The organism is Mycobacterium sp., from assembly GCF_049647605.1.
Taxonomy (GTDB): domain Bacteria; phylum Actinomycetota; class Actinomycetes; order Mycobacteriales; family Mycobacteriaceae; genus Mycobacterium.
This window is the reverse complement of record NZ_JBARXZ010000019.1, coordinates 36,636-63,015: the sequence shown is the minus strand read 5'-3', so window position 1 is coordinate 63,015 and position 26,380 is coordinate 36,636. Positions and strand designations below refer to the sequence as shown.

The following is a 26,380-nucleotide window of genomic DNA, read 5'->3' as shown; positions in this document are numbered from 1 at the left end:
ATGCAGACGCAGTTCAACCTCGCCACCGTCTTCGCAACGGTCGCCGCCACCGTTCCCGCGCGCGACGCCATCATTTGGGGGGACCGCCACTTCACCTATGGCGAGCTCGATCGACGCATGGATGGACTCGCGCACTATCTGGTAGGCCAAGGACTCGGGTGCCGTCGCGAGAGGGAGGAACTCGAGCGGTACGAGTCCGGGCAGGACCACCTCGGCATCTACTTGCGCAACGGCAACGAGTACGTCGAGTCGATGGTCGCCAGCTACCGGGCCCGGGTCGCGCCATTCAACGTCAACTACCGATACGTAGCTGACGAGCTCGCCTACCTCCTGAAGGACGCCGGCACCCGGGCGCTGATCTATCACGCCGAGTTTGCGCCGCAGGTCGCCGCCGTGCGGCACCTGCTGCCCGAGCTCCAACAACTGATCCAGGTGCAGGACGAGAGCGGACACGCGTTGCTCCCAGGAGCGGTGGACTACGAGGCGGTCGTGCAGACCGCGAGGCCCCAGCAGGGCATGCCGACACCGGCCGCGGATGACCTCTACCTCATCTACACAGGTGGGACGACCGGCATGCCGAAGGGCGTCATGTGGCGCCAGCACGACATCTTCGTCAGCTCGATGGGCGGCCTGCCCCAGGGAGCTGTCGAGCCGCTCCCGACTTACGAGGCGATCGCGCAACGAGCTGCCGAGGGCAAGGAATCACCGGTTCTGTTGAACATTTTGCCCTACATGCACGGCGCCGCGCAGTGGTCGTCGTTCACCGTCTTCGCCGGTGGTGGCTGCGTCGTACTGCCCGCCGATGTCGGGAGCTTCAACCCGGCCCAGACGCTGAAAACAGCCGAACGCCTTGGCGTGCAGGTGATCCCAGTCGTGGGCGATGCCGTCGCGCTGCCGCTGGTGGAGGAAATTGAACGCGCGACCCGGGCAGGCACGCCGTATGACCTCTCGGGCCTGGTGGTCATCGTCAACGGCAGCGCGTCCCTGACACCCGGTGTCCGCACCCGGATCCTCGAAGCGCTGCCGCACATCGTGCTCCTCGACAACGCCGGAGCGTCCGAGTCCGGTAACCAGATGTCGTCGGCGTCGTTCAAGGGCGCCGAGGCCGACGCGGGCACGTTCACGCCGCTGGGCGACACCGCCGTCCTCGATGGCAGCCTGACGCGCGTCCTGTCGCCTGGCGAGGGTGGCGGGTGGCTGGCGCGGCGCCAGTACGTGCCCCTCGGCTACCTCGGCGACCGCGAGAAGACCGAGCAGACCTTCCCGATCGTCGCGGGCGAGCGGTGGTCGGTCCCCGGCGACCGTGCCGACGTCCTGCCAGACGGCCGGATCCGGCTCCTCGGCCGGGAGAGCGTCACTATCAACTCCGGCGGAGAGAAGATCTTTGTCGAAGAGGTTGAGCGCGCAGTCGCGGCCCATCGAGCGGTCCGTGACGTCATCGTGGTCGGACGACCGTCGCAGCGATGGGGGAGCGAGCCCGTCGCAGTGGTCGAGCTGCACGCGGGCGACGACGCGACGCCTGAGGACCTCCTGGAGGAATGCGACCGGCATCTGGCGCGCTACAAGCTGCCGCGAGCCGTCCTGTTCGTCCCGCGGATCCAGCGTTCCCCCTCGGGCAAGGCCGACTATCGATGGGCGAGCGAAAAGGTCGCCCAGGCGGCATCGCCTGGTCGGGCCTGACTCGACGACACGGGGCAGGTGCGCGATGCGCGACGGCGGGGTGTGGTGCCAGCGGCATGGGGCCGTTGTCCCCAATCACGCCCAGCCCGGCCACTGAACAACGTCCCACGCGCCGCGCGAGGGCCATCAACAAAGGCAGATCACATGGAGCGAAGAGTGGCCGACACGATCGAGGCCGAGTACGTCGTCGTCGGGGCAGGCAGCGCTGGGTGTGTGATCGCGTCCCGCCTCGCCGAGCAGCAGCACACCGTCGTGCTGATCGAGGCGGGTGGATCCGACCAGCGCCGCCTGGTTCGTCGCCCGGGACTCACCGCCCCGATGCACACGGTGCCCTCGATCCAGAGGACCTTGGACTGGGGCTACAAGACCACTCCGCAGGTGCATGCGCTCGACCGGATGATCCCTCAGTACCGCGGTCGCATCATGGGCGGATCGTCCTCGGTCAACGGAATGCTCTGGGTCCGCGGCAACCGCGCCAACTACGACGAGTGGGCGGCACTGGGCAATAAGGGTTGGGATGCCGACACGGTCAACGACCTGTTCCGGCGCATCGAGGACTTCGAGGACGGGCCGGACGACTACCGCGGCGCCGGCGGGCCCGTCGGCGTGACGCGCTCGACCACCCCGACGGAGGCGTCCCTGCAGTTCATCGAGCAGACCAGCTCGGTGCTCGGCGTTCCCGTCCTCGCGGACTACAACGGGGCCGAGCAGGAGGGTGCCAGTCGATTCCAGGTGAACGTGGCGAACGGCGTGCGGCAGAGCTCGTCGCACGCCTACCTGAGCGGACGTGAGCTGCCGACGCTGACGATCCTGAAGCGCCGGCAGGCGGCGAAGATCGTCATCAGCAACGGGCGTGCCGTGGGAGTCGAGACCTTCGACAAGCGTGGACGCAGGCTCCAGGTCCGGGCCTCGCGAGAGGTCATCGTGTCGGCCGGCGTGTTCGGTTCACCGCAGCTCCTGATGCTCTCGGGGATCGGACCCCAGCAGCATCTCGCCGAGCACGGGATCCGAGCCGTCGCCGACCTCCCGGTCGGTCAGAACCTCCACGACCACATGTTCGTGCCGGTGACGGCGCATGCCGATGTGCCCGGCAAAGGGATACCGGGATTCTTCGCGGCCGCCGTCGTCCGTGATCTGTTGGGCCGGGAGACGTTCTTGCGGACATCGATGTTCGAGGCCGTCGCCTTCGTGCGGTCCTCGCTGGCCACGAGCCTCCCGGACATCCAGCTCCATGTGCTCCCGTGGTCATATCCTTCCCCTAACTCCGACTCGTTCGACGTGTATCGCGACCCGGTACCGAGCATCACCGTCCACTCGACGCTGATCTATCCGAAGAGTCGCGGTTCGCTGCGCCTGGCCTGTACCGATCCCCGCCAGAGCCCGCTGATCGACTTCAACTACCTTCAGCATCCCGACGACGCCGAGGTGTTGGCGCAGGGGATCGAGCGGGTCAGGGAGGTCATGGCGTCCCCGGGGATGAGGCGCCTGGTCCGACCCGAGCTCCACCCGGGCCGCACGTTGACGGGCGATGCGCTGCGCGACGAGATGCGACTGCGTGCGACGACGGTGTTCCATGGCGTCGGGACGTGCCGCATGGGGGTCGACGAGCGGTGCGTGGTCGACCCGGAGCTACGGGTCAGAGGCGTCGAGGGCCTGCGGGTGGCCGACGCGTCCGTGATGCCCACCATCACTGGCGGCAACACCAACGCTCCGTCGGTGATGATCGGCGAGAAGGCGGCCGAGCTCCTCGTGGCTTCGGCGTCGAGGAGTGCCGCGTGATCCCGGCGCAGGTCGTTCGTGCTCGTGAGGCGTTCGAGCGCGGAATGACCAAGCCGCTCGCATGGCGCCGATACCAGCTGCAGGCACTGGTCCGCATGCTCGACGAGCAGGGGACGGCCATCGAGGAGGCGGTCGCCGCGGACCTGGGACGCAGCCACATCGACGTCCACATGTCCGACATCGGGACGACCAAGACCGAGGCCCGGTTGGCTTTGAGGCGGCTGAGGTCCTGGACGCGGGATCGCCGCGTCCGGACCATCCTGCCTCTCGCCCCGGCGCAGGCAAGCATCCACCGCGAGCCGCTCGGGACGGTGCTGATCATCAGCCCGTGGAACTATCCCGTCTGCCTGCTGCTCGTCCCGCTGGTCGGAGCCATCGCGGCCGGCAACAGCGTGGTCTTGAAGCCGAGCGAGCTCGCGCCAACGACCGCTGCTCTCCTCGCTCGCATCGTGCCCAAGTACCTCGACGTCGACGCAGTGCAGGTCGTCGAGGGTGGCGTGGAGGAGACGACCCTTCTCCTCGCTCAGCCTTTCGACCACATCTTCTACACCGGCAACGGTGAGGTCGGCCGCATCGTGATGAAGGCAGCCGCGGAGCGCTTGACCCCCGTCACCCTCGAGCTCGGCGGCAAGTCGCCGGTCTGGGTCGACGACTCGTTCCCGCTCCGAGAGGCCGCCAAGTGGCTCGCGTGGGGCAAGTTCGCGAACTGTGGACAGGCCTGCGTCGCTCCGGACTACGTGCTCACCACGCCTGAGCTGGTCGAGCCGCTGGCTGAGGCCGTCGCCTCGGAGGTGACGCGACGCTACGGAGACGACCCGGCGCAATCCCCGGACTATGGACGCATCGTCAACCAGCGACACGTCGAGCGACTCACCGCCCTGCTGTCCTCGGGACGTGCTGTGTGCGGCGGGACGGCCCGGCCCGCCGACAGATTCGTGGCCCCGACGGTGCTCGTCGATGTCGAGCTGGACAGCCCGGTCATGCAGGACGAGATCTTCGGTCCGATCCTCCCGATCGTGTCGGTATCGAGTCACCGCGACGCCATCGATGTCATCCGCGAGCGCCCCAAGCCGCTGGCCATGTACGCGTTCACCAGCCGGCGCAAGGTCAAGCGCGACTTGCGCGACCGTACCTCGTCCGGCGGTCTCGTGTTCGGCGCCACGCTGCTCCATCTGAGCATCCCCAACCTGCCGTTCGGCGGCGTAGGAGCCAGCGGCATGGGCGCCTATCACGGCGAGCACTCCATGGAGACGTTCAGTCATGGGCGCGCCGTTCTCACCAAGGGCCGACTGCTGGATCTGGTCGAGCTGACTCGTCCCCCGATGACGGCGAAGAAGGCGGCGCGCCTTCGTCGCGGTTGACGCAACCTTTTGGGTGTCGACGCGACGAGGATGCTGCTGAGGGATTATTTAGGCATATGCGTAAACCTAGTGTGGAGGGCCGATGAGGACCCGGACCGAGATCGAACCTTCCTTCCCTCAGCGTCCACGGCCGGCCGGCGCGCCGAACGTGGTCGTCGCCTACGCGATGGTGTTGCCGATCTGCCTCGTTTCTAGGCGTCGCGATCGCGACGCCAGCCTGGACCGTCAGGGGCCCCGCGAACGAGTCGTCGAGGCCCCGACGTGGGGCGCAGGGCGGGCGCAGTGATGTCACGACCTAGCTGGCGGATGCGAACGATCCAACGGGCGCTGATCCTCTCCTCGGGGCTCGCGCGGAAGCCGAAATTGTCCTTCGTCCGCCGGGTGACCGGCCTGCTCGAGAAGTTGGTTCGGCTCCCCGCTGGTGTGGACGAGCGCGTTGACATGATCGCCGGCGTACCCGTCCGCCGCCTTGCTCCCTCCGGTTCCTCGCCGACGGCCGTCGTCCTCCACATCCACGGCGGCGCCTACGTCTCAGGGAGCTCGCGTGCCGCTAGGGCCCACGCTCGGTTGTGTGTCGACGCGGGCCTCGAGGTGATCAGCGTCGACTATCGGCTGGCGCCTGAGGCGCCGTTTCCGGCCGCGTTGGAGGACACCATCGCGGTCTATGCCGCGCTGCGTGACCGGCCCCTCGTCGTCATGGGAGAGTCGGCAGGCGGCGGCCTCGCCATGAGCACCCTCCAGCTGGCCCGCCGCCGGGGGCTCCCGATGCCGCAGGCGCTCGTTGCCATCTTCCCGTGGGCGGACCTGACGCAGACCAGCCGCAGCTTCGAGGTCAACGCCGGACGAGACGTCCTCTCGCGCAGCGGACTCACCGCAAACGCTCACCACTACGCCGGGGACGTCCCTCTGGACGACCCGCAGCTCTCGCCGCTGCGCGGGAGCTTCGAAGGCTTCCCGTCGACCATGGTGGTGGTGGGCACGTCCGACTCGCTCCTCGACGACGCACGGGCAGCCGTGAGTCGGTTGCGGGCTGCCGACGTCGACACCACCTACGTCGAGGTCGAGGGGGGCATCCACGGCTTCATTGCCCTGCCCACGCCGGAAGGGGCCCGGTCGATGGCCCAGGTCCACGGCTTCGTCGCGACCATCGCGATCGGCCGGTCCGAGCGGTGAGGCGGGCCATGCCCCGAAGGCTGATCGCTGATCGCTGGTCGCCGCAGAACCCGTAGAGTGCTGACGTGGACAAGAAGCGTGGCCCGCGCGTAGATGTCGACGTCCCATCGCTGCTACTCGACACGGCTGAGGCGATGTTCGGCGAGGAGTCATGGGACGGGTTGTCCCTTCGATCCGTCGCCCGGCGGGCGGGCGTCGCTCCTGCTGCCGTGACCTACCACTTCGCCACGAAGACCGACCTGCTCGCTGCGGTCTTCCAGCGACGAGCGACGGGCGTGGGAGATGATGCGCGGCGACGCCTGACCGAGGTCCTCGAAGAGCCCGGGGAGGTCGACGCGCGGCAGCTCGTCGAGGCGGTGCTCCAGCCGTTTTTGACGCTGATCAACGAGAGTCCGACGGCAGGCCGAGCGTGGATGTCGATATTCGCCCGGCTCGCTCTCGCGAACAACCCTATCTACGTCGCCGAGATGAACCGAGAGCCGAACCTGGCCTCGCTCTACGTGGCCACGGTTTTCCGATTCATGCCCCCGACCCCGGCAACTCTCGACCGATGCCGAATCGCCATGCTCGCTATGGTCAGCGCGATGTCCAGCTCGGATCACTTCGGCGGGTCGGGGCCGATCGGAGCCGACGGTATCGATCCGGCTTTTGTCGAAAACCTCATCAGCTTCATCGCCGCCGGTCTTGCGGGCTCGGCTGAGACCGCGAAGCGCCCTCGTCGGAGTGGGAGAGCGGGAACCGCGAAGTAGCACAGAGCGACGAGCGGGCAACGGGGGCCGGACAAGCGACCTCGCCGACCGCGGCCAGCCACAGCAGCATCCCGGCGGCCATGAAGGACGCAGTGCGGGACGCGGGTCAACGACTACGGCGGCTACATGTCGATCAGCTACGGCTCAGCCAAGGTTCCCGATATGAGCGCCGTCGACGATCTGCTGAACCTCGCGTACAAGGGCAAGGTCGCGCTCAACGGTGATGTGACCCTGCCGGTCGACCCGACGCCGGCGACCATCGAGTCCGGCCAGACTCCCGTCGCCATCGACTGGGATACCTCAACGCCGCCCAAGCCAAAAAAGCTGCCGAGCTGGTAGGTGTTCGTGCCGCAGGGCGCGGTGTTCGGCGGCTAATACCTCCAGGCGATCAACTCTGGCGCCCCGCCGCCGAAACGCTGGCCGCCCATCGGTCACTGCGCTACACTCTACATATTCTGTTGCATGTAGCGAGGAGACCGGAGATGACCACCGCCAGCCCTATATCGGTCCACCCTGACCTCGAAGGGGTGCCGCTCGGCGCCCTGCCGCCGAACGGGGTCTATGTCCCGAACCTGTACGACCTGCTCCGTGGCGTGCGAGAGCGTGGAGGAGTGGAGCAGGGCTGGTTCGCCGATGGATTGCCGTGTTACTTGATCACCCGGTTCGAGGACGTCCGGAACGGGTTCGTCGACACTGCGACGTACTCACCTCGAGCGACCCAGGAGCTGCTGACGTTCCCGCATCTCGGCCCGACCTTCCTCGGCTACGAGGGCAAGGAGCACGAACTCCACCGCAAGGTCGTGTCGCCCACGTTCACCAAGCGACGGACCCGGGCCTACATGGAGGAGCTGCTCGTACCCCAGGCGCACGCCGTCGTCGACACCTTCTGTGAGGACGGCGAGGCCGAGCTGATGGAGCAGTTCTGCGAGCGGTATCCGCTCGCCATCATCGGCGACCTCCTCGGCCTTCCGGTCGACGATTGGCACAAGATCGCCGGTTGGGCCCGCGCGCTCATCCTCGGCGAGGGCGGCACCCCAGAGGAGACCCGCGCCCGGCAACGAGAGGTGGCGCAAGAGTTCCGCAACTACGTCTTTCCGCTGCTGGATGAGCGGCGGACCACACCCACCACCGACATCTTGAGCCAACTCGTCCACGGCTCCATCGAAGGGAGGCCTCTCACCGATGAGGAGATCCTCAGCTTCATGCTGCTGCTGTTCCCCGCCGGAGTCGACACCACCTGGATGGCGATCGGGGCGATGATGACGGCGGTGCTGGGCACCCCTGGCGTGGTCGAGGCGATCAAGGCCGATCCGTCGTTGGTCCCGGGAATCGTCGAGGAGGCGTTGCGCTGGGGATCGCCGGTGATCCTGCAGGCCCGGCTCACCGTGAAGGACACCGAGGTGGGTGGCGTCCCGATCCCTGCGGGATCGTTCGCCTTGCTCGGCATCGGCGCCGCCAACCGAGATCCGGAGCGCTTCGACCGACCGGAGGAGTTCATCTACGACCGGAACCCGGCGGGCCAGATGGCCTTCAGCTTCGGTGAGCACTTCTGTCTCGGTTCGCACCTCGCCAGAGCCGAGATGGCCGCGGCGCTCACCGTCATGCTCGAGCGCCTGCCGAATGTCCGCCTCACGGAGGACGTCCGCTTCATCGGCTGTTCGGTCCGAGGCCCCGAAACCCTCAGGGTGAGCTTCGACCCGTCGCCCGCGTTGGGGGCAGCTCGATGACGAGCATCACCAACGAGCCCCGGCTGCTCATCGTCGGCGCGTCGTCAGGGATCGGACGATCGCTCGCCGAGCACGCCTTGCAGCGAGGGGCCCACGTCTGCGTGTCGGCCCGTTCCGCCGACGCTCTCGAGGAGATCTGCGCGCAGGGCGATGGCCGTGGACACGCCATCGTCGCCGACCTCGCCCGTCCGGACGACTGCCGCCGGATGGTCGACGTGGCGGCCGGCGCCATGGGAGGCCTCGACGCGGTCGTCATCGCCGCCGGCTGGGGAACCCTCTCCATGATGACCGACGCCGATCCTGACATGTGGCGCCAAGCCTTCGAGGTCAACGTGATCGGTCCGACCCTCGTATGTGGCGCTGCGACAGAGCATCTCGCCCCGACCGGGATCGTCTCGTTCATCTCCTCCGAATCCGCGTCAGAGGTCCGTTGGGGACTCGGGTTCTACGCGGCGTCGAAGGCCGCCCTCGACGTCTCCATCGAGGCCTGGCGACTGGAGAAGCCGACGCTGCGCTTCCAGCGCGTGGTCATGGGCGCGACCTCCCCGACGGGTTTCTGTGCCGGTTTCGACAGCGCACTGTTCGATGCGGCACTCGAGGCCTGGTTGAGCCAAGGGATCCGCGGCGACCTGATGTCGACCGACGACGTCGGGCGGCAGATGGCGGACCTCATCTGGTCTGCGTTGGCCAATCCCGGGCTCGTCGTCTCCGACGTCCGCCTCGCACCGGTGGCAAGCGGCGTCCCCTCTCCTACCTGATCCATGCGGGTCGCCGGCGGGGACCACCCGTTCGGTCCCGTGGATCGTCGTCTAGCTGAGATGGTCGGGACCGACGCCCCCAGGTTCCGTCGACCGGGCTGCGCCTGAGAAGATCCGGATGTGACCCCAGCTCGCCCCGCCGATCCCCGTCCGAACCCGAGCGACGACGACACCGACGTCCGGAACCGCCTCATCGACGCGGCTGAGGCCTCCTACCTCCGACGGGGGGTCACGCGAACCACCGTCGAAGACGTCGCAAAGGTCGCAGGCGTGCATCGGACGACTGTGTACCGGTACTTCCAGTCGAAGAACGACCTGCTGGCCAGCGTCATCCTCCGAGGGTCACGGGAGATGTTGATCCAGGCCCGGCAGGAGCTCGAAGGCGAGGGACGATTCGGTGACCGGCTCCTGGCAGCAGTCGACGGCGCCATCGAGTCCGTGACCCAGTCGAGGTGGTTCGAATCGATGTTTACCGCCGACAACCTCGGAATGACGGTGGCCGGCACCGCCGCCGAGGAGGTCCTGACCAGTGTTGCCTACCTCTTGACCCCGTTCATCGAGGACGCTCGACGGCGGGGTGAGGTCCGAGCCGACCTCGACTCGAGGGAAGCAGTCGAATGGCTGAACCGGATCGCGCGGATGATGCTGCTCGAGCTCGCAGCGGACGCGCCGGATGCGCTTCGGGGTGCAGAGCGGCGCGATGTCCTCCGCCGCTTTGTGCTTCCTGCCTTCCTCCCCTGACCGCCAGCGGCTCGCAGGCCGAGCACGTCGTCAGCGATCCTGGTCGACGCGGCGCGTCAGGTGGTGGCCAAGCGAAGGGGCACGGCCTTGAAGGCGTTGTTGACGTCCTGGACCGTCTGGTCCTCACGCACGGGGCCGCCGCACTATGTGCGTTTCGACAACGGGCCTGAGTTCGTCGCGAACGCAGTCGCCGATTGGTGCCGATTCAACAGTGCCGGTTCACTTTTCAGTGATACGGGCTCGCCATGGCAGAACGCCTGGATCGAATCGTTCAACGGTCGACTTCGCGACGAACTGCTGCTCTCGTCGGCGAGGTCAATCCATGATCGGGACGAACGGCGGCGCGATCAGGTCCTCCACCTTGGCCCAGGGCACCGTAATCACCTTCAGCCCGCGCCCGAATTGGTACTCGGGAAAGTGCAGTTCGATTCCCTCGGCGGTCGGAATCCAATACTTGAAATTGATGTCCACCGGAGCTAACTGGCCGCTGTGTTGCCACTCAGTCGGGTATGCCGGCGGGTGCACGGTCGGCAAAATCGCTGCGGTCTGTTCAGACAGCCGAACCAAACCTGCTTGCTTATCGCGGAACAGGTTATCCCAGGTAATGCGAACTCCGCTGCGGCTGTCGAATACGACTGATGCGAGGTAATTGATCGGCATGTTGGGCTCAGCGACGTCGTACTCGCCGACAAACAGCTCTGAAACCGTGTTGGGACGTATAGAGGCGGTCCCCGTAGCGTTGAACGTCCATGGACGCTTCGTCGATCCATCCCAGGTCATGGTCTGGATTTGTCGCATCGCTTCGGCGTCGATGCCGCCGTTGATTGCTTCGGCCACCTCCGGATCGCCGCCGTCGATGCGTTGATAGTGAACGCTCCAGGTACCCAAGCCATCTGGACTGGTACCTGCGACCACACCGGGGACGGCCGAAAACCCGAGGTCGTTTGCAGCCGGCTCGGCCTGGGCCGGGTCCACCGCCGACAGGGCGATCGACCCTACCGCTACCAACGCCAAGACAAGTCGGTTAGTGAGCTTCATGGCCGCCCTTCCTGAAGGTCTCGGAGGCCTTGGGGCACAAGACTTGATGTTTGTTGTGTTTGGAGTGCGGCTCTCTGGCTCGGCAGTCCGCTGGAGTTGATTCGGCTATTTGATGTCTACGTTGCTTGCCAACCACTTGCCATCGATGAGTTCCATCGTCATCGCGACTCGACTGCGGTCGATGCGAGGCTGGGGATTCACGGAGTTGCTGACCGATTGATCCATGAAGAGCAACACTTCGACCTTGGTTTTGGACGCGGATTTGATGGCGGAGTCGACTTCTATGCCCTTGCTCATCGCTTTGTTGTCGATAAGCAGTTGGCGCAGTTCGGTGGCGGACTGGCTATACATGTCTTTGAATTCGCCGGTGGCGCCGTCGAGCACCTGAGTGAAATTCTCATCGATCTTGCCGCTGTCAACCGTAGTCAGGGTGACGGCGTAATTCTGAGCCACCGTCAGAGCGGCGCGGGCCGCCGCGTCGGTGTCCCTGCTCTGCTTGAGTTGCCAGCCCAAGAATCCCGACACTCCCAACGCCGCAACAAACACGAGCGCCACAGCCGCGGCGAGGGTGCGGCGAGCCCAGCGCCTGAGCTGCAAAGGTTTTGTTGTCTCTTCGATATCGGTATCGGTATCGGTATCTGGCGAATCGGTCGCTTCAGCGGCGGCTTCTGGTTGGCTACCTTCGGTTTCGGTCGGTTCAGCGGCGTCGATTCCTGGTGTGCTGTCCGGCGTCTTGGTGTTCGTGTTTTCGTCTTGTTGCTGAAGCTTTTCGAAGACGTCCTTGGAATTCGTCCGCTTGAATAGTCGTGTCGTCATGGAGGCGTCTCCTAACTCACCGGTGTTCGATATCCAGGCGGGGGCCCGCCGTATGGCATCGGTATTGTGTTGGGGTAGATCGGGGTTGGGGTGGCCGTGGCCAGCGGGTCATAGCCCGGGGGAGGGCCCGCGGTGTCATCGCCGGGTGGGCGTGGTGCATTGCGGGCGCCGCGGACCAGTATGGAGGGGTCCGGGTTTGCGCAGTAGGTGTAGAGGTAGGGCTCGAAGTAATCGGGCACGGCGACCGGCCGTCGCGGAAGGTTGTAGTCGCAACTGTAACGGGGGTAGATGTCCGCGATCGCCCAGACAGCGCCGTCGTGCATGATGGATCCCAGGGCGTCAAATGCCGAACTGCGGGGTGCGTTCAGCATGTGATGCAGGGCAGGTACACGGTCATTCAACACCTGCGCGGTGGTCGTGAGCTTGCCCAGCAGTTGGACCATCGTTTCGGAGTTGTCAGCAATGACGGCGTCCAGGGCAGTCAACGGTGCACTACCGCGATCGACAAGGGTGCGAAAGCCGCCGTCCATGGCGTTGACTCCGTGCAGGACGTCCTGCAGCTGCTGGGAAGTATCGCGCAGACCGGGGGTGACGTCGGCCAGTGTGGTCAACACGGTGCGGCTGGTGCGCAGCACGCTGACGGTCTGCGGGAGCACCGAGTCGAGGGTCGAGACCAGGAACGCCCCGCCATCGAGCAGCGCGGCCAGTTTCTGCGGCCCTTGGTGTCCTACCCGCAGCTCGTCGGACATGGCAGCAAGCTTTTTCGCATCTAGCTGAGCCAAGACGCCATCGCCGTTAGCCAACAGACGCGGCAAAGACACGGGGATGGATGTCTGGTTCTGCCCGATCACCGAACCGTTGGTCAAGTTCGGGCCGTGGTCGCTCTGCGGCCGAAACTCCAAGTACTGCTCGCCGGCCGCGGACAGGGCCGACACCCGGACGGAGCTGTCCAGCGGCACAGGCACATCGGAGTCGATCGCGGCGGTAGCTACCACACCGGTGTCAGTGAAATTCACAGATTCGACACGCCCGATCGGCACTCCGCGCAAGGTCACGTCTTGGTTCGGTAGAAGCCCACCGGTTTCTGGCAACATCACCCGCACGGTATAGGCCGAGCGTGCCGGATTGATCCCGAGCGAATCCACCAAAATGAAAGCGGTTGCGGCCAGCAGCGTTAGGACAAGACCCACCACTGACACTGACAGACGACGACGCGCCAGCCAGCGTACGGCCGCGACGATCAAGCGCGCCGATTGCTCCAGCGGATTCCGCGACACTGTCATCACCGTGGCCTGTGCTCAGGTCCGTACACCCTGCTCAACAACAGGTTGTACTCGTATCTGAGGCTGGCGATCATGGCGTGGTAGTCGGTGCCGTCGGCCCCATGGAATCCCGGATCGCCGGGATAATTCATGTCGGGCAGTGCTCCGAATGCGAGTTGAGTAATAACGCCACTGCCTGAAAGAGCGGCCCCGCCTGTTACAGCAACGAGGCTCTGTATCGACCTGTTCAGCACGTTCAAGTCGACGTTGGGGTCGAGTACGAGGTCGTTGAAGAGGGCCGACAGGTCGTTGAGGTCTTTGATGATGCTGCGGCTGTCGGTGCCCTGCACGGAGGGAAACCGGTTTAGCTGGCGGGTGATTCGTGCGACGCCATCCGTCAGGTCGGCCAGCTGGCGGGTGTTGTCGCCGATTACGGTCATGGCCGGGACGGCGGCCGAGATGACCTCGTTGAGGGTGTGTTGGCGTTCGGAGATCCTTGCAGCCAGCTCGGAGGTGCTCCGTAGGGCCGTGTCGATTTCGCCTGATCGGCTATTCAACCGCGCTATCAATGTGTTGGACTGCTCCAGTAGATCGGCGAGCTTCTCGCCGCGTCCACCCATCGCCGAACCGGCACCGTTGACAATCGATACCAGGTGACGGATGGCGCCTCCGTTGACCAGCAACGCCGCCGACCCGAGCACTTGTTCGATGGTCGCGGCCGCGGAAGTGAAGTTTGATGTGAGGTTGTCTCCGTCACGTAGCAGTGGAGCGCCCGGAGCTGGGTTCGGGTTGGTCCGGATGGCGACGAAGACATCGCCGAGGGGGGTGGCCGAACGCAGTTCAGCGGTGGTACCGGTGTGCAACGGGACATCGCCACGAAGACGCATGGTCACCAGGGCGTTGAAGTTCTGCGCGCGAATCGACTCGACTTGACCGATGTCGGCGCCGTTGAGTCGGACCTTCGCCTGCGCAGGCAGATTCAGCGCATTGGCGAACTCGGCGGTCAACGAGATGCTGTGGTCCGTCTTGCCCGGTGCCGGCAGCGGTAGACTCTCCAACCCAGTTGCGCATCCCGCCAACAGCATGGTCAGCCCTGCAGCTGCTGCGCTTCGGCACGCGCGGCGGACATTGCCTGCGCCGGGCCGCCTCACCGGGCTCCCGCCATCGTTTCGAGCATGCCGACCACGCCGTCGACCAGGAAATTCACGCCGAAATCCGGGCTGTAGTCGGCAAGTGTGCCCGTTGCGCATCCTAAGTCTTTGATTCCGGAGAGGTTGCAGATCTCCTTGACCATTTGTTGGTTGGCGAGGAGCTTGTCGGCGAGCGCGTGCGCGCGAATGGCGCCGACGTTGGAGTCGATTGCGTTGTACACGTTGTCGCCGAGCATCGGCAAAAGGTCCAGCATTTCTGCTATGTCGCGGCGATTGTCGTCAGCGGCGGTCAACACGGTCTGAGAATTGGCAACGGTGGACTTCAGCCCGTCGCGGTTGGTCTCCAGTAGCGCCGCCGCTTCGTCCAGTATCTGGTTGATCTTGGCGCCGGTGTCGCCGTCGCCGAGATCCTGCTCTGCCAGCATGGCGCTGAACTGGCGGATATTCGAACCGAATTCGCGTATTGTCGCGTCGTTGTCGGCGGCTGCTCGCGTCAATTCCGCAAGATTGGACGCGATTGCCTCGATGTCCTGTTTGGTACCTGCGCCGTTATCGGCACCGAGGCGCAGCGCTTGTGACAGCTGATCGAGGGTCGCTGCGAGGTTGGGGCCACTGTCGGACCCGATCTGAGCGCCGATGTCGACGAGGTCGGCCAGCGGGCCGTCCCCATTGTCGTCACCGCGCAAGGCACTCGAGAGTTTGTCGACCATCGCGAGTGTGCGGTCGAACTCGACGGGTGTACGGGTGCGCGGCAAGCCCAGAAGGTCCCCGGTCCGTAACTTCGGTCCGCTGCGGTAGGCCGGAGTCAGTTCGATGTGCCGATCGGTAAGGATCGACGTCGATACGGTGACCGCCTGAACATCGGCCGGTAGGTCGACGCCGCTGTCAATTGCCATTTTCACTTCAACGTAGGTGGACTTGGGAACGATGCTCGTTACTTTTCCGACGGGCATGCCGAGCACCGAGACGTCGTTGCCCTCGTAGAGGCCGATAACGTCCTCGAACTGGGCCGTCACCGTCATCGGCTGGTCAGCGCCGTGGGGAACCACGACGAAGGCCGCAACGGCCAGCCCCGCTGCGAGCAGGGCGCTGACGGCCAGCGCAGTCCGGCGGCTCATCGTGGCGCCCGTGCGGGATCCGGCGCGGGCCATCCGGGATACGGATCTGGTGATGGCGCGCAATCCTGGTAGTACTGAGGCAGATTGAACTGTTCGGCGCGAGCGCTGAGCGCGCACATCCAGGAGTCGATCATCATCCCGGCCGGAAGGTTGACGTCGATCGAATTTCCACTGCCCGTGGCGTTGGCAAGGTTGCGGAAGGCCACCGGCGTGATTTGCAGAAAGTTGCGCAGCAGATCCTCTTTTTTGCCGATCGCGCGGGTTAGCTCGTCAAGGTTCGCGAGCATTTTGTTGATCGCCGGCTGATCGTCGAGAGTTGTCTTGAGGGTGTTGATCATTGCGGTGGCACTGGCGAAGAGCTGGCGCACCGCGTCGCGCCGGGAGACGATCTCAGCCAAGAGGTTTCGGCCCCGTACCACGAGGGTGCCGAGATTGGCTTGCTGTGTGTGGATCATCGCGGTGATCATGTCGACACTCTTGAGCAGGGAGCCGATTTGGTCGCGCCGCCCGGAGATGATCGCGGCAAGCGATTTGACGTTGTCCAGCGCCTGCGGTAGGGCTTCGGGCACGCCGGTGAGGCCCGCAGACAGGGTGGTCAGCGATTCGGCGACGCGGTCGGCATCGACCTGCTCGAATGTGGTCGTGGCATCTGCGAGTGTTTTCTGTAGATCGTAGGGGACGGATGTGTTCGCCAGGCTGACCGTGCGGTGGTCGAGGTCGCCGCTGCCCGCGGGAGACAACTCGAGGTAACGGGATCCCAGCAGGGTGGTCAGCTTTATGGCGGCTCGTGTGTCCTGGCCCAGGTGAACCTTGCTGTCGACCTTGAAGTCGACGACGACACGATCACCGGCCAGTTTGACACCATTGACGGCACCCACGTTGATCCCTGCGACGGTGACTTGGTCGCCCGGCCGGATCTGGGCTGCCTGAAGGAATTCGCCGTGATAGACCGTCTGCCCCAAGGGAAGACGGCCGACACCGAGGACGGCGGCCACGACGATCACGGTGAGAGCCGCGGCGATGGTGCCGATCCAGATCGTGTTGTATCCCTCGATGGGGCGCTTGAGGCGATTGAGCATGGCGACTACCTGCACATCGGTGTGTGTTGGATGACATTTCCCGGTGACGCCAGCCGGACGACGGCGGGAATCAGCCGGCTGAGGAACGCGAATATCGTGGAGTTGACGTCGCATAGATAGGCATCGGCGTATGTTCCCCCCTCGGTGATTCGCGCGAAGCCCTTGAAGAAGTAGCTCATGTTCGATCCCATGAACGACCAGCGATCCCTTCCCGGGCCGACAATGTTCGCCAGGAAGCCGGGCTCGCGTTCGAGGAGGTCATGCAACGGGGGGTAGATGTTGTTGGTGATTGTCGCCAATCGTGTGACCGCAGCGTTGATTGAACCCGCCGATGCCACCAACTGATCGCGCCGGTCATCGAGCGTGACCATAACGTCATGAGTTTGGCTGATCAACGCGTCGAGGTCGGTGTCTTGGGCGGCAAGGTTGGTGGTGACGTCGTTGAGGCCGGTGACGAGCTCGTCGAGCACCTGATCAGGGCCGGCGAGTGACTCTGCAAGTGCCGACGTTTGAGTGATCAGCGTCAGCACCGAACCCGAGTCTCCTTGTAGGGCTGTGATTATCGCGTTCGTCAGGTTGTCTACCTGCTGCGGATCCATCAGGCCGAACAATGGTTCGAACCCATTGAGCAGATAGCTGATGTCAAAAGACGGTCTGGTGTTCTCCAGCGGGATCTGGGCTCCACTCGCCAGGGGTGTCCGGTCGGCCGATGATCCCTGCGACAGACCGAGATACCTCTGACCGATGATGTTTTGATACGTCACCGAGGCGATGGTGTCCTGATAGACGACTTGGTCCTTTTGTACCTTGAACGTGACTTTGGCCAGGGTGCCCTCAAGGTCGACTCTGTCCACGCGTCCGACCCGAACTCCGGCAATGCGAACATCGTCGCCGGCGTGCATTCCGGACACATCGGTGAACATCGCCGAGTATTCGTTCGTCGGGCCTACGACCTCACGGCGAAGCGTGACGAGCACCATCGAGGTCGTCACCATCCCCACCACCAGGAAGAGGCTCAGGCCGATCAGGGCATTGCGGTAGTTCACCGATCACCTCCGGTAGCCGTTGCCAGATGTACGGTGGCTCCGCGTGCCAGCGGTCCCAGCAGGAACTCGGTGGCGGAATTTGCTTGAGCACCTACGATGAAGCTCAGTTGGTCTTTCTCCTGAGAGCTCCCGACGGGACCGACGTTGCCGCCGATGACCGCCGATTGCGGCTGGACAGTCGGCGGGGGTTCGGGGGATGGGATCGGTTGTGCCGGCGGGTCGGGTGCGACCGGGGGAGGGGCTTCGGCCGGCAGTAATGGTGGTGGGCTTTCGGGCAGCGGCCCCGCTGGTGGCAGGGGCGGATAAGCTTCGGGCGGCAGTACGGAACCTCGCGGAGGAGCCAGGTTGGGGCGATTCTCGGAGACGCCCGGAGGAAGCGGGAGCCCCCGAGATCCCAATGCCGTCGTCAACGCGGGCGCGACCGGCACCTCAGGGGCCGTCTGGCAACTCGGACCTTCCAATGCACCGTAGCGAGGGCAATCGGCGCGCACGTAAGTCCGAGAGGGGGTGAGGGAGATAATTGCGTTGGCCCGAATCACTCCTGCGTCGAGATCGATTGTGTCGGAAGCCTTCTGACTGAGACCAACGAAGTTCTTGATCAGGGCGCGAACCACCTCGGGCCGATCTCCCAACTCGCCGAGGACCGCAGTCAGGTTGGTGCTGATGCTGAACAGCCTGTCGGTCTGGTTGTCGAAGGCGTCACCGAGCGTTCCCACAGTGTTGTTCGCGGCGAACAGAAAGTTCGACAATTCTGATCGCTTCTCGGCGAAGGTTTGTAGCGGCTTGACGGCAGGAGCGAGTGCGTCGAAGAGCTCTGGCGCAGCGGACTGCAACCCTTGAGCGGCAGCGGTGAAGGCGGATATCGTGGACGGTCCCGGCTCAGTGCTGACTACCGCATTCAGTTGGGCGACAATTTCATTCAGGTCTCGTCCGGCCTTCTCCAGTCGGTCGCCGCGCCCCTGAGTAGCCTCGCCCAAGGTGGCAACCCAGCCGATGCGGTCCCCGTTCGGCTCGCGACCCAAGGCCACCATCACCTGGCGCAGCTTGTCCAATGTGGTTTGAAACAGCACCGTCGGCAGACTTTGGTCCTCCTGGATAACCGCGCCGGCCCTCAGCCGAGCCCTGCTCTGCCCGTTGTCTACCAGCTGCACCGACGACACCGCGAAGACGTTGGACGGGACTACTCGGGCGGTGACATTATCGGGGATACCCGAGAGATATTCGGTCTTGAGCGCGATATCAACGATGTTGGGCCCTCCGGCTGATGCCGGAACAACTTCAGACACAAACCCGACCAATACACCCCGGAACTTGACGTCAGACTGGGCGGGCAGGCCATCACCCACGTTGACCAGCTCAGCGCGGACCCGCACGATCGGATCGAATTTGCCGTCGTACTTGCCAAGCAAGAGCGCGACGACCACAGCAAGCGCCAGCAAGAACGCGACACCAGCCAGATAGAGGCGGCCGTTTGACGGGCCGCGGACGTCTGTATCGAAGGAATTCGGCATCGCTAGCCACCGAACCTGACGCCGGCGTCGATGCCCCACATGGCCATCGTCAGCAGGGCGTTCAGCATGATGATCGCGGTGATGCTGGCGCGCATTGCATGCCCGGCCGCTACACCGACCCCTTCAGGGCCGCCGGACGCGAAATAGCCGTAGTAGCACTGAATCGCCGCAGCGACGAAGGTGAAGACAACCGCTTTGATCATCGCGTACACGACGTCCCTGCTACTGCTGAACAATGCGAAATAGTGTTCGTATGTCCCCAGAGACGTGGGGGTCAAACCCACCACGGCCTCAGCGGCCAAGAACGCCACCGCCAAACAGACCAGGAACAACGGAATCACTGCAACAACCGATGCGACGACCCGGGTCGTCACGAGATAGGGGACGGGGTTGATGGCCATGGTTTCCATCGCGTCGATCTCCTCGGAAAGGCGCATAGCGCCCAATTGCGCGGTGAAGCGACAACCTGCCTGTGTGGTAAACGCGAGTGCGATCATGATCGGCACCAGCTCGCGCGTCGATCCCCATGAAGCGAGCATCCCGGTCGCCGGACCGAGACCAAGCAGGTTCAGCGAGTTGTAACCCTCGACGGCGAGCAGCGCACCCGCTGTGACTCCCAAGACCAACGCGACACCGACAGTGCCACCACCGACGACGATCGACCCGTTGCCCCAGGCAATGTCGGACAGATTTCGTAGGAATTCCCGGCGGTAGCGGCGCAGCATGACCGGGGTCGTCACCAACACTCGGCCGAAGAAATACAGCATGTGACCGCTCCGGGCCACCGGCCGCCCCACCGCGGCTGCGGTTCGGGTCAATTGGTGGGTGCCGACGACACGATACGTTGAGGCTGCCATAGCCCTAGAGGCTCACCTTCGGGAAGATCAGGAAATAGAGCTGACTCATGACGACATTGACGATCATCAGCAGGAGCATCCCTTCAACCACCGCCGCGTTCACCGAGTTCGCAACCCCAGCGGGGCCGCCATGCGTGGCTAACCCCTTGTGGCAGCTGACGATTGCCACGATCGCGCCGAACACGACCGACTTCACCAGCGCCAGTACGAGGTCGTCCACGGTGGCGAACGAGGAGAACGTCGCCACGAACGAGCCCGGGGTCCCATGCTGCATATACACGTTGAAGAGGTAACCCATGATGAAGCCGGCGAAGGTCGCCAGTCCGGTCAACGCAACCCCTACTACGACGACCGCGGCGAATCGGGGAACTACCAGGCGCCGGATCACCGAGACGCCCATCACCTCCATCGCGTCGATTTCTTCGCGCATCGTCCGCGAGCCCAGATCAGCGCTGACCGCCGAGCCGACGGCAGCCGCGAGCAGGATCGCCGCCACCAGCGGAGCGCCCTGGCGGATCACCACCAGCCCGTTCGCCGCGCCGGCCAGCGACTCCGCACCGACTTGCCCAGCAAGCACGGAGAATTGGATCGAGAGAGTGACGCCCACCGGAATCGTCACCAGAAGCGTCGGCACGATTGCCGTCCCAGCCATGAACGCCGCCTGTTTGACGAACTCGCGCGCGTTGAATCGGCCGGTGAACAAATCGACGAAGAAGTACTGAACAGTACGTATGCCTAGAACTACCTGGCCACCGAAGGTGTCCAGCGACATCAACGGATGTGACCGTAGGTACCGGCGGCCCCAGTCGCCAATATCGCCCAGGGCCGAGCGCTCGTCAGATGGTGGCGGCTGTTCTTCAGAAGCAGTCACCACTGCGGTGTTCTCAGCGGAGCCTTGCTGCTCAGTGTCATCCAGCATCGTCGCGAGTGGACTGACTGGCCACCCTCCCGGCGGTGTGTCGGTCAAAATGACTCGCTCAGGACCGACACCGAGTCGACCCCTTTGACCTTGTGCTCACCGCGGGCCGGCACTCCGAGGAGCTCGAGCTCGGGGTGCATGACGATGTTGCGACCGCCGATGTTTGGCGAAGACCACTGAACGACTCTGAGAGCCATGACACTCTTTCTGCCTCGGCGGTTCACGGCCTGCGAACGCGCTATGTGTGACGCTGCCCACGAATTTAGGCAAGTGGCCAGACGAATGTCAATGTTTCGGCGTGCATCACGAAAAATGCCCGCGAAACCCTCGGTGAGCCGAGATCACCGCGGGGTTCGCCAAGTCCTATGGGAAGGCGTCGAAGAAGGGCAGGGCCCTGATTGGATCAGGTGATGTCGGTGACGGGCTGGTCGCGGGACGATGCTTGGCGCCGGCTGACGGCTGCGGCCCGGTCGCCGGGAGCGGGCCGGCGGGTACCCAAACGGTATCGGCGACAGCGCAATCCAAAGAATTTCGGCGGTGCGCCCAAGTGCTGCAGAAGGCTTGGGCGGTCTCGGGTGGGCAGTGCGGGCGGTATCTGGCCGCCTCCATGGCCCTGCAGCTGGCGACGTTGGAACGCCACGACGAACTGACGCCGAGCCTGGACCGTTCAGCTTGAATCCGTGGACTGTCCCGGCGAGGTTGTCTCGGGACTGATTGTTGGTGCGCCTGGGATTGTGGGCAGCAGGTAACCGCTGGTCTATCCAGCTTTCCTGTGCACTCCGGTCGGGCCTGCTCGGCGGTGGTCAGACGGTGGTGCTGGCTGGCGGACTGTGGCCGATGATGTTGCGCCACAGCACAAGCCATAGCTCGTGCTGTGGCCGATGATGTTGCGCCACAGCACAAGCCATAGCTCGTTCCAAGGCCAGTGTGTTGGTAGATGCAGGAACGGTCGGCGTTGCGGGCGAGCCGGCCTTGCGGGGATGGTGACGATCTTGCGGCGCACCATCGGTTTGGCGGTGACCGGGCTCATGGTGGAACCGAAAGCCGTATAGATGGTTTCGGCGATTTCAGCATCGGAGATCCGTGCTGGTCTCGGGGTCACGGACCGCACCGGATAGTTGACCGGTATCCAGGCGGCGCCCTTGCCAGATTTGGTCCTGCCCGCCCGCGGTCGTGCCCCGGTGATCACCGGGCTGTTGTGGTTGGTGCTGATCGTGGCGATCAACGTGGACAGGCCCTTGCGCAGAGAGAGCGCCGCGAGGTGCTCGCGTAGCACCGACTACAGTTTGCGAGCGTGCCCGAACGTGAACTCTCGCAATGGTATTCCGATCGTTGACGGTGCGTGAACGACGTCGAAGGGTGTCTTCATCCCGCCTGAGCGCACGTCGTCGAGATCGTCGATGCAGTCGGCGCCTGCGCACATGCCAACGATCAGGGTGGTCAGCTTCGGTGCTGGTGGCTTCGAGCAGGTTGCGGATGGTCACCTGTGCGCGGTTGTTGCGCCGCCGCTTTGTGGCAGGTGCCGCCGGTGGCCTCGCCTCACCTCGCTCGCAAATCCGATCGATCACCGCGTGGGCCTGCGGCATCAGCAGGTAATCCACATAGTCCGCGCACGATCGTTTGCTGAAGGTCGTTGCACCACTCTCCGGTGCACGTAGTGCTTTCGGCGCTCATAGCCGAGGAACGTCGGCCCTATCAGTGGAAACGACATAGCTTCCTGAGTAGCGGCGGGTGAAACGTTTCGGTATCGAGCAATGCCGCTTTCACGTTGTCGTAGCGCGTCAAAAATGTAGGCCGACAGCGGTTCGAAGAACCATCCGCGGGCGGCCCCGCCCCGCTCATCGATGCGGCGCAGGACATCGAAGAGGTCGGGGATCTCGATGCGCATCGGTTGTACCGCTTCGGAGAGATCTGGGCGTACGCGGGCTCCACCGCCAGGGGGGGGCCGTCATCGATAGAAGTCATGTCTCGCGCGCCCTCGGTAAGTGCTAGCAACGATTTTTTTTCGCAAGACTCTTGACCGGTGACCGACCCCTGCTACAGTCGCCCAAGTTTGTAGTGTGATTGTCGCCACACCTGATGGGTGATCGATGGGGCGACTCGAGACAAAAATGGAGGCGACGTTGATAAACGACAGGTACCGTTCGAACAGCCGATCGCAGCAGAGGGGCGCAGGGGTCGCTGCCCGGGAGTGCCCCGGCGGGGGAAGCACCCCCTCCACTCGCGGTCCAGCTAACTGTATCGGCCGTGTCGGTGCGCTCGCGGTCGCGTTGGGCATCGGAGTGGTGATCGCCAACTCGGCTCCGACAGCCTGGGCAGACGCGGACACCTCCGGCGGGCGGACGCACCATGCCTCCTCGTCGGCCACCGCGGCGAAATCGGACTCCTCCACGAATAAGCCACGACTGAAGCCATCCGGCCGGTCTGAGCCGACAGCCTCCAAGTCCTGGCGCTCGAGGGCCGGCGGCGACAGTTCGAGTGAGGCGACCAAAGACCCGGTTCGACCTTCCAGCAAGACCCGCGGTACGTCGGCGACGACCACCATCACCAAGCCGGCCGATAGCGATTCCTCCACCCCAGATGCCGGTGACACCGCATTCGCCGACTCGGCCGGGGATGCCCCAGCCGCCGGCAAGGCCGACTCGGTAACGGCGATTTCGTCGACGCGGTCGGTTAAATCGACCGCACCGAGTGCGACATCTCTGGCCGGATGGAATCCGATCACCGTGGACAACTCGCCGATCAAGCAGCTGTCGATCACCTTGATGGCAACCCTGGAGGCGGCCCGCCGCCAATCGGACGCTGTCGAGTCACGGGTGACCGCCGCGCTCGCATCGATTGCGGCACCGTTGAATCAGCTCTTACGCACTCTTTCCGACAGCACCCCGACGCTGATTTACAACTCGTCCGCCAACACACCGGGTCAGGACGGAGCCGTCCACGGCCAGGTCATCGGAGCCGACCCCGACGGCGACACGCTCACCTACTCGGTGCGCAAGCCCCCTAGGGGTGGTTCGGTGGTCCTCAACTCAGACGGGACATTCACCTACACACCCGATGCCGCTATGCGAGCCAGCGGCGGGGTCGACACCTTCACCGTGACCGTCAGCGACGCACGAAACAACCCGTTTCACCTCCACGGGATAGGGACCTTGCTCGCCGCAGACTTCGGTCACACCTCGAGTGTGCGGGTGACAGTGCTGGTGCAACCGGCGCAGGCGGGCGAAATCAACCCCCTCGCAACGGCCCAGCAACTCGAGTTTGAAAAACGCGTCGCCAGGATCGTGAATTCGCCTCTCGTACAACTGGCGAAGATCGCCCTCAAGATCGCGTGGCCGCTGACCGCGCAGAGGTTCTTCGCCAACGTCAACGGGCCCGACCAAACCAACCTCGACCAAATCGACGCAGCGATAAACTCGTTCGCCGCGTTCGCGGCGATGACCTCGCTGAATCGTGACCCTTACAATCCGAAAATCAACCCGAACGAGCTTCCCCAGCACACGTGGTACGGCGTGACGGGTTTGGACATCCGCGCCCTCTATGACAATCCGGACACCACCTACCGCATTATCCCGATGAGCTCCGACTCCGTCTATGTAGTCACCGGGAAATTCATCAACGGGCAAATGCCCGTGGACACCACCTTCAGCGTGTTGGTCGGGACCGATGGCAAAACTGCTTCGACACTGTCGGCCAGCGACCTCGATATTGCACCCGACGGCAGCTATACGATCACGCTCGATTCGAATCCGACCGCGCCGGGCCAGAAGAACCATATCCAGCTCCCCTCGGGCGCCACCGGTATCGTTGTTCGCGACACTCTGTTGGATTGGGACACCGAGACCGCGACCCAGCTGTCCGTCCAACGGGTCAGTGGCCCGGCTGACAGCGTCTTCCATGAACTCGGCCTGACCTCATTGCCCGTGGTTGGGCCGGCACTGCAGGGACTCGGTGCTGCACTGGCCCGAGTCGGCGTCGCGCGTGCAGGCTCACTGCCTGACGTGTATTACAGCGCGTTTACGGCCGTGATCACCGTTGTCAGCGGCGTTCTTTGGTATCAACAACGTTGGGCGGGCCTGACCACGACGGATCCGACCACGGGAGAATTGAGACCGCCGAACGAACTCTCGCAGCCGGCCTCAGCCGGCTCGGACACCCTCGCGACCCAGTTGCAGAGCCTCGGCTACTTCCAGCTCGACGATGACCAGACGCTGGTCGTGACGGTCGATCCCGGCAATGCCGGATACTTCGTTGTTCCCGTCACCAATGAATGGACTGTCACGAACAACTATTGGGACCACCAGACGAGCCTGAACAATTCGCAGGCCGTGGCTAACCCAGATGGCACCTATACCTTCGTGATCTCCAAGACGGATCCCGGCGTCGCCAACTGGGTCTCCACCGGCGGTCTCAATCAGGGGACACTGTTTCTCCGGTTCCAAGCCCTCGACCCGAATTCCACTGATAAACCTTCTGTTTCAGCTCAGGTCGTCCCGATCGACGGCCTGGTAACCGTACTGCCGCCTACCACTGTGTACGTAACGCCAGAAGAACGCGCCGCCCAGATCGCAGCTCGCCAAGTGGGTTTCAACCGTCGGTTCGCACCTTACCCACAGGTGTAACGGCAATCCTGACCGGTCCAACGAAAGGTGAAGCGGCTGCGATGTAGCCGCTTCACCTTTGGCGCGGAGTGCAGATTCGGGTTGCGCATCATCAAGTCAGGACCCCAGTTCAGCGTGTCGCTGCAACGGCCCCATATGTAGCCGACATCGCAGCTTACGCAAGTCCGCACCACGGGCGCAACGGGCGGAACGCCTTGCCACGCAGCCGAAAACGACGGGAATGGCGGTGGCCGGCAAGGAGCCAGGCAGTGATTCATCTGATGTGATAAGCAGTACTTTAGTGCTAACCCGCCGTATTCGATCCGGCCGTATTCCTCGCCAATGAAGGTGGTGAGGGAGTAGGAGGCGGCAGGGGAGTGACCCCAAACTGCTGGCCGGATGCCCGCAGGCAAGGTGAGCCGTTCCACTAGACCAGTGTGCGGTAGATCGTTTGCTGCCAGCCCGACTCAGTATGGATCGGCGCTGGCATGTCAGCCAGGGGGGGCAATGCGAAGCAGACCGCGGAGTCGCACGAATCACTCCGCGGAGCGACCGGCGCAGACCGGCCATGAGCTGGCGCAGTGCTGTTTGCAGCTCGTTGCGGATTTGTTTGCGTTTCTGCGTGGGCGCTTCGTCACCGTCGAGCAGTTCGACGTGATCGAGAACAACGAGGCGTTCGCCGCGGTCGCCCTGGCCGCGGCCAAGGAACTCGGCATTGACGGCGAACGCGTCAACACCAGCGGCGGCGCCAGTGCGATCGGTCGCCCCATCGGAATGTCCGGGGCACGGATCACCCGGCACGCCGCCCTCTGCGGCGATGGCGGCAGGTTGACGCACTCGTCCTGCGGCGCTGATACATCCGGGGCCTGACGACGTCAGCCCGGCGGGCGCTACATTCACTGGCACCATCTCAAGGCCAGTAACTTGCAGCAGCATTCGGTGTATGAATGCGAACCTGGGCGGCGGTCGACCACGGATGCGCAGACTTCGGCAACCCTTGTCGCGCAGGGGTCT

Annotated in this window: 23 protein-coding genes and 4 pseudogenes; 14 read left to right on the top strand and 13 right to left on the bottom strand. The window is 64.3% G+C overall.

The window, feature by feature from the left end; all coding sequences use genetic code 11:
• The 11 genes and pseudogenes from WBB07_RS02815 to WBB07_RS02765 form a co-directional block, all read left to right on the top strand.
• Positions 1 to 1,680 (top strand): AMP-binding protein, encoded by a 1,680-nt coding sequence (locus WBB07_RS02815; RefSeq protein WP_526304540.1) that lies wholly within the window; start codon positions 1 to 3, stop codon positions 1,678 to 1,680.
• Positions 1,681 to 1,836: 156 nt separating this feature from the next.
• Positions 1,837 to 3,459, top strand: coding sequence for a GMC family oxidoreductase (locus WBB07_RS02810; RefSeq protein ID WP_526304538.1), 1,623 nt, complete (start codon positions 1,837 to 1,839; stop codon positions 3,457 to 3,459).
• Positions 3,456 to 4,820 (top strand): aldehyde dehydrogenase family protein, encoded by a 1,365-nt coding sequence (locus WBB07_RS02805; RefSeq protein ID WP_526304536.1) that lies wholly within the window; start codon positions 3,456 to 3,458, stop codon positions 4,818 to 4,820. Before WBB07_RS02810 ends, WBB07_RS02805 begins: the two co-directional genes overlap by 4 nt.
• Before the next feature lie 82 nt (positions 4,821 to 4,902).
• The gene (locus WBB07_RS02800) at positions 4,903 to 5,106 is read left to right on the top strand and encodes a hypothetical protein (RefSeq protein WP_526304534.1); all 204 of its coding nucleotides are present in this window, start codon (positions 4,903 to 4,905) and stop codon (positions 5,104 to 5,106) included.
• Positions 5,107 to 5,126: 20 nt separating this feature from the next.
• Positions 5,127 to 5,993, top strand: coding sequence for an alpha/beta hydrolase (locus tag WBB07_RS02795; protein ID WP_526304532.1), 867 nt, complete (start codon positions 5,127 to 5,129; stop codon positions 5,991 to 5,993).
• Between the two features lie 65 nt (positions 5,994 to 6,058).
• Positions 6,059 to 6,742, top strand: coding sequence for a TetR/AcrR family transcriptional regulator (locus WBB07_RS02790; RefSeq protein WP_526304530.1), 684 nt, complete (start codon positions 6,059 to 6,061; stop codon positions 6,740 to 6,742).
• Positions 6,743 to 6,838: 96 nt separating this feature from the next.
• Positions 6,839 to 7,114 (top strand): annotated as a pseudogene (locus tag WBB07_RS02785) (ABC transporter substrate-binding protein); the annotation flags it as partial.
• A 110-nt stretch (positions 7,115 to 7,224) separates the two neighbouring features.
• Complete coding sequence (locus WBB07_RS02780; RefSeq protein ID WP_526304528.1) at positions 7,225 to 8,469, top strand: cytochrome P450; 1,245 nt, start codon at positions 7,225 to 7,227, stop codon at positions 8,467 to 8,469.
• On the top strand, positions 8,466 to 9,227 hold the full coding sequence (locus tag WBB07_RS02775; RefSeq protein WP_526304526.1) for an SDR family oxidoreductase: 762 nt from the start codon (positions 8,466 to 8,468) through the stop codon (positions 9,225 to 9,227). The genes WBB07_RS02780 and WBB07_RS02775 overlap by 4 nt, the downstream gene beginning before the upstream one ends.
• A gap of 120 nt (positions 9,228 to 9,347) precedes the next feature.
• A complete protein-coding gene (locus tag WBB07_RS02770; RefSeq protein WP_526304524.1) occupies positions 9,348 to 9,968 on the top strand; it encodes a TetR/AcrR family transcriptional regulator in 621 nt (206 codons plus the stop codon).
• Between the two features lie 89 nt (positions 9,969 to 10,057).
• Positions 10,058 to 10,268: pseudogene (locus tag WBB07_RS02765) on the top strand (integrase core domain-containing protein); the annotation flags it as partial.
• A 15-nt stretch (positions 10,269 to 10,283) separates the two neighbouring features.
• On the opposite strand, the gene WBB07_RS02760 reads toward WBB07_RS02765, so the two are convergent.
• The 11 genes from WBB07_RS02760 to WBB07_RS02710 form a co-directional block, all read right to left on the bottom strand.
• Entirely contained in the window at positions 10,284 to 11,006 is a 723-nt protein-coding gene (locus WBB07_RS02760; RefSeq protein ID WP_526304522.1) for a DUF3298 domain-containing protein, read from the bottom strand.
• Positions 11,007 to 11,111: 105 nt separating this feature from the next.
• The gene (locus WBB07_RS02755) at positions 11,112 to 11,822 is read right to left on the bottom strand and encodes an Rv1363c family protein (RefSeq protein WP_526304520.1); all 711 of its coding nucleotides are present in this window, start codon (positions 11,820 to 11,822) and stop codon (positions 11,112 to 11,114) included.
• A gap of 11 nt (positions 11,823 to 11,833) precedes the next feature.
• Positions 11,834 to 13,105, bottom strand: a complete 1,272-nt coding sequence (locus WBB07_RS02750) for an MlaD family protein (RefSeq protein WP_526304518.1) — start codon at positions 13,103 to 13,105, stop codon at positions 11,834 to 11,836.
• The gene (locus WBB07_RS02745) at positions 13,105 to 14,142 is read right to left on the bottom strand and encodes an MlaD family protein (RefSeq protein WP_526304516.1); all 1,038 of its coding nucleotides are present in this window, start codon (positions 14,140 to 14,142) and stop codon (positions 13,105 to 13,107) included. The genes WBB07_RS02750 and WBB07_RS02745 overlap by 1 nt, the downstream gene beginning before the upstream one ends.
• 89 nt (positions 14,143 to 14,231) lie before the next feature.
• Complete coding sequence (locus WBB07_RS02740) at positions 14,232 to 15,353, bottom strand: MCE family protein (protein WP_526304557.1); 1,122 nt, start codon at positions 15,351 to 15,353, stop codon at positions 14,232 to 14,234.
• A complete protein-coding gene (locus tag WBB07_RS02735; protein WP_526304514.1) occupies positions 15,350 to 16,432 on the bottom strand; it encodes an MCE family protein in 1,083 nt (360 codons plus the stop codon). The genes WBB07_RS02740 and WBB07_RS02735 overlap by 4 nt, the downstream gene beginning before the upstream one ends.
• A 5-nt stretch (positions 16,433 to 16,437) precedes the next feature.
• Positions 16,438 to 17,478: an MCE family protein gene (locus tag WBB07_RS02730; protein ID WP_526304512.1), complete on the bottom strand. Its 1,041-nt coding sequence runs from the start codon at positions 17,476 to 17,478 to the stop codon at positions 16,438 to 16,440.
• Positions 17,475 to 18,989, bottom strand: coding sequence for an MlaD family protein (locus WBB07_RS02725; protein ID WP_526304510.1), 1,515 nt, complete (start codon positions 18,987 to 18,989; stop codon positions 17,475 to 17,477). The genes WBB07_RS02730 and WBB07_RS02725 overlap by 4 nt, the downstream gene beginning before the upstream one ends.
• Positions 18,990 to 18,991: 2 nt before the next feature.
• Positions 18,992 to 19,846, bottom strand: a complete 855-nt coding sequence (locus tag WBB07_RS02720) for an MlaE family ABC transporter permease (protein WP_526304508.1) — start codon at positions 19,844 to 19,846, stop codon at positions 18,992 to 18,994.
• Between the two features lie 4 nt (positions 19,847 to 19,850).
• Positions 19,851 to 20,765 carry an MlaE family ABC transporter permease gene (locus tag WBB07_RS02715; protein WP_526304506.1) on the bottom strand — a complete coding sequence of 305 codons (915 nt, stop codon included), beginning with the start codon at positions 20,763 to 20,765 and terminating at the stop codon, positions 19,851 to 19,853.
• Positions 20,766 to 20,809: 44 nt separating this feature from the next.
• Complete coding sequence (locus WBB07_RS02710) at positions 20,810 to 20,962, bottom strand: hypothetical protein (RefSeq protein ID WP_526304504.1); 153 nt, start codon at positions 20,960 to 20,962, stop codon at positions 20,810 to 20,812.
• A gap of 350 nt (positions 20,963 to 21,312) precedes the next feature.
• Here WBB07_RS02710 and WBB07_RS02705 point away from each other — a divergent pair, with 350 nt between their 5' ends.
• Positions 21,313 to 21,441, top strand: coding sequence for a hypothetical protein (locus WBB07_RS02705; protein ID WP_526304502.1), 129 nt, complete (start codon positions 21,313 to 21,315; stop codon positions 21,439 to 21,441).
• A 195-nt stretch (positions 21,442 to 21,636) separates the two neighbouring features.
• Here WBB07_RS02705 and WBB07_RS02700 read toward each other — a convergent pair.
• Both WBB07_RS02700 and WBB07_RS02695 read right to left on the bottom strand, forming a co-directional pair.
• Positions 21,637 to 22,230, bottom strand: a pseudogene (locus WBB07_RS02700) (hypothetical protein); the annotation flags it as partial.
• A gap of 120 nt (positions 22,231 to 22,350) precedes the next feature.
• A complete protein-coding gene (locus WBB07_RS02695) occupies positions 22,351 to 22,653 on the bottom strand; it encodes a hypothetical protein (RefSeq protein ID WP_526304500.1) in 303 nt (100 codons plus the stop codon).
• A gap of 397 nt (positions 22,654 to 23,050) precedes the next feature.
• Between WBB07_RS02695 and WBB07_RS02690 the strand changes: the two genes are divergently transcribed.
• Positions 23,051 to 25,387, top strand: a complete 2,337-nt coding sequence (locus WBB07_RS02690; RefSeq protein ID WP_526304498.1) for a cadherin-like domain-containing protein — start codon at positions 23,051 to 23,053, stop codon at positions 25,385 to 25,387.
• Positions 25,388 to 25,999: 612 nt separating this feature from the next.
• Positions 26,000 to 26,220, top strand: a pseudogene (locus WBB07_RS02685) (acetyl-CoA C-acyltransferase); the annotation flags it as partial.
• Positions 26,221 to 26,380 lie beyond the last annotated feature (160 nt).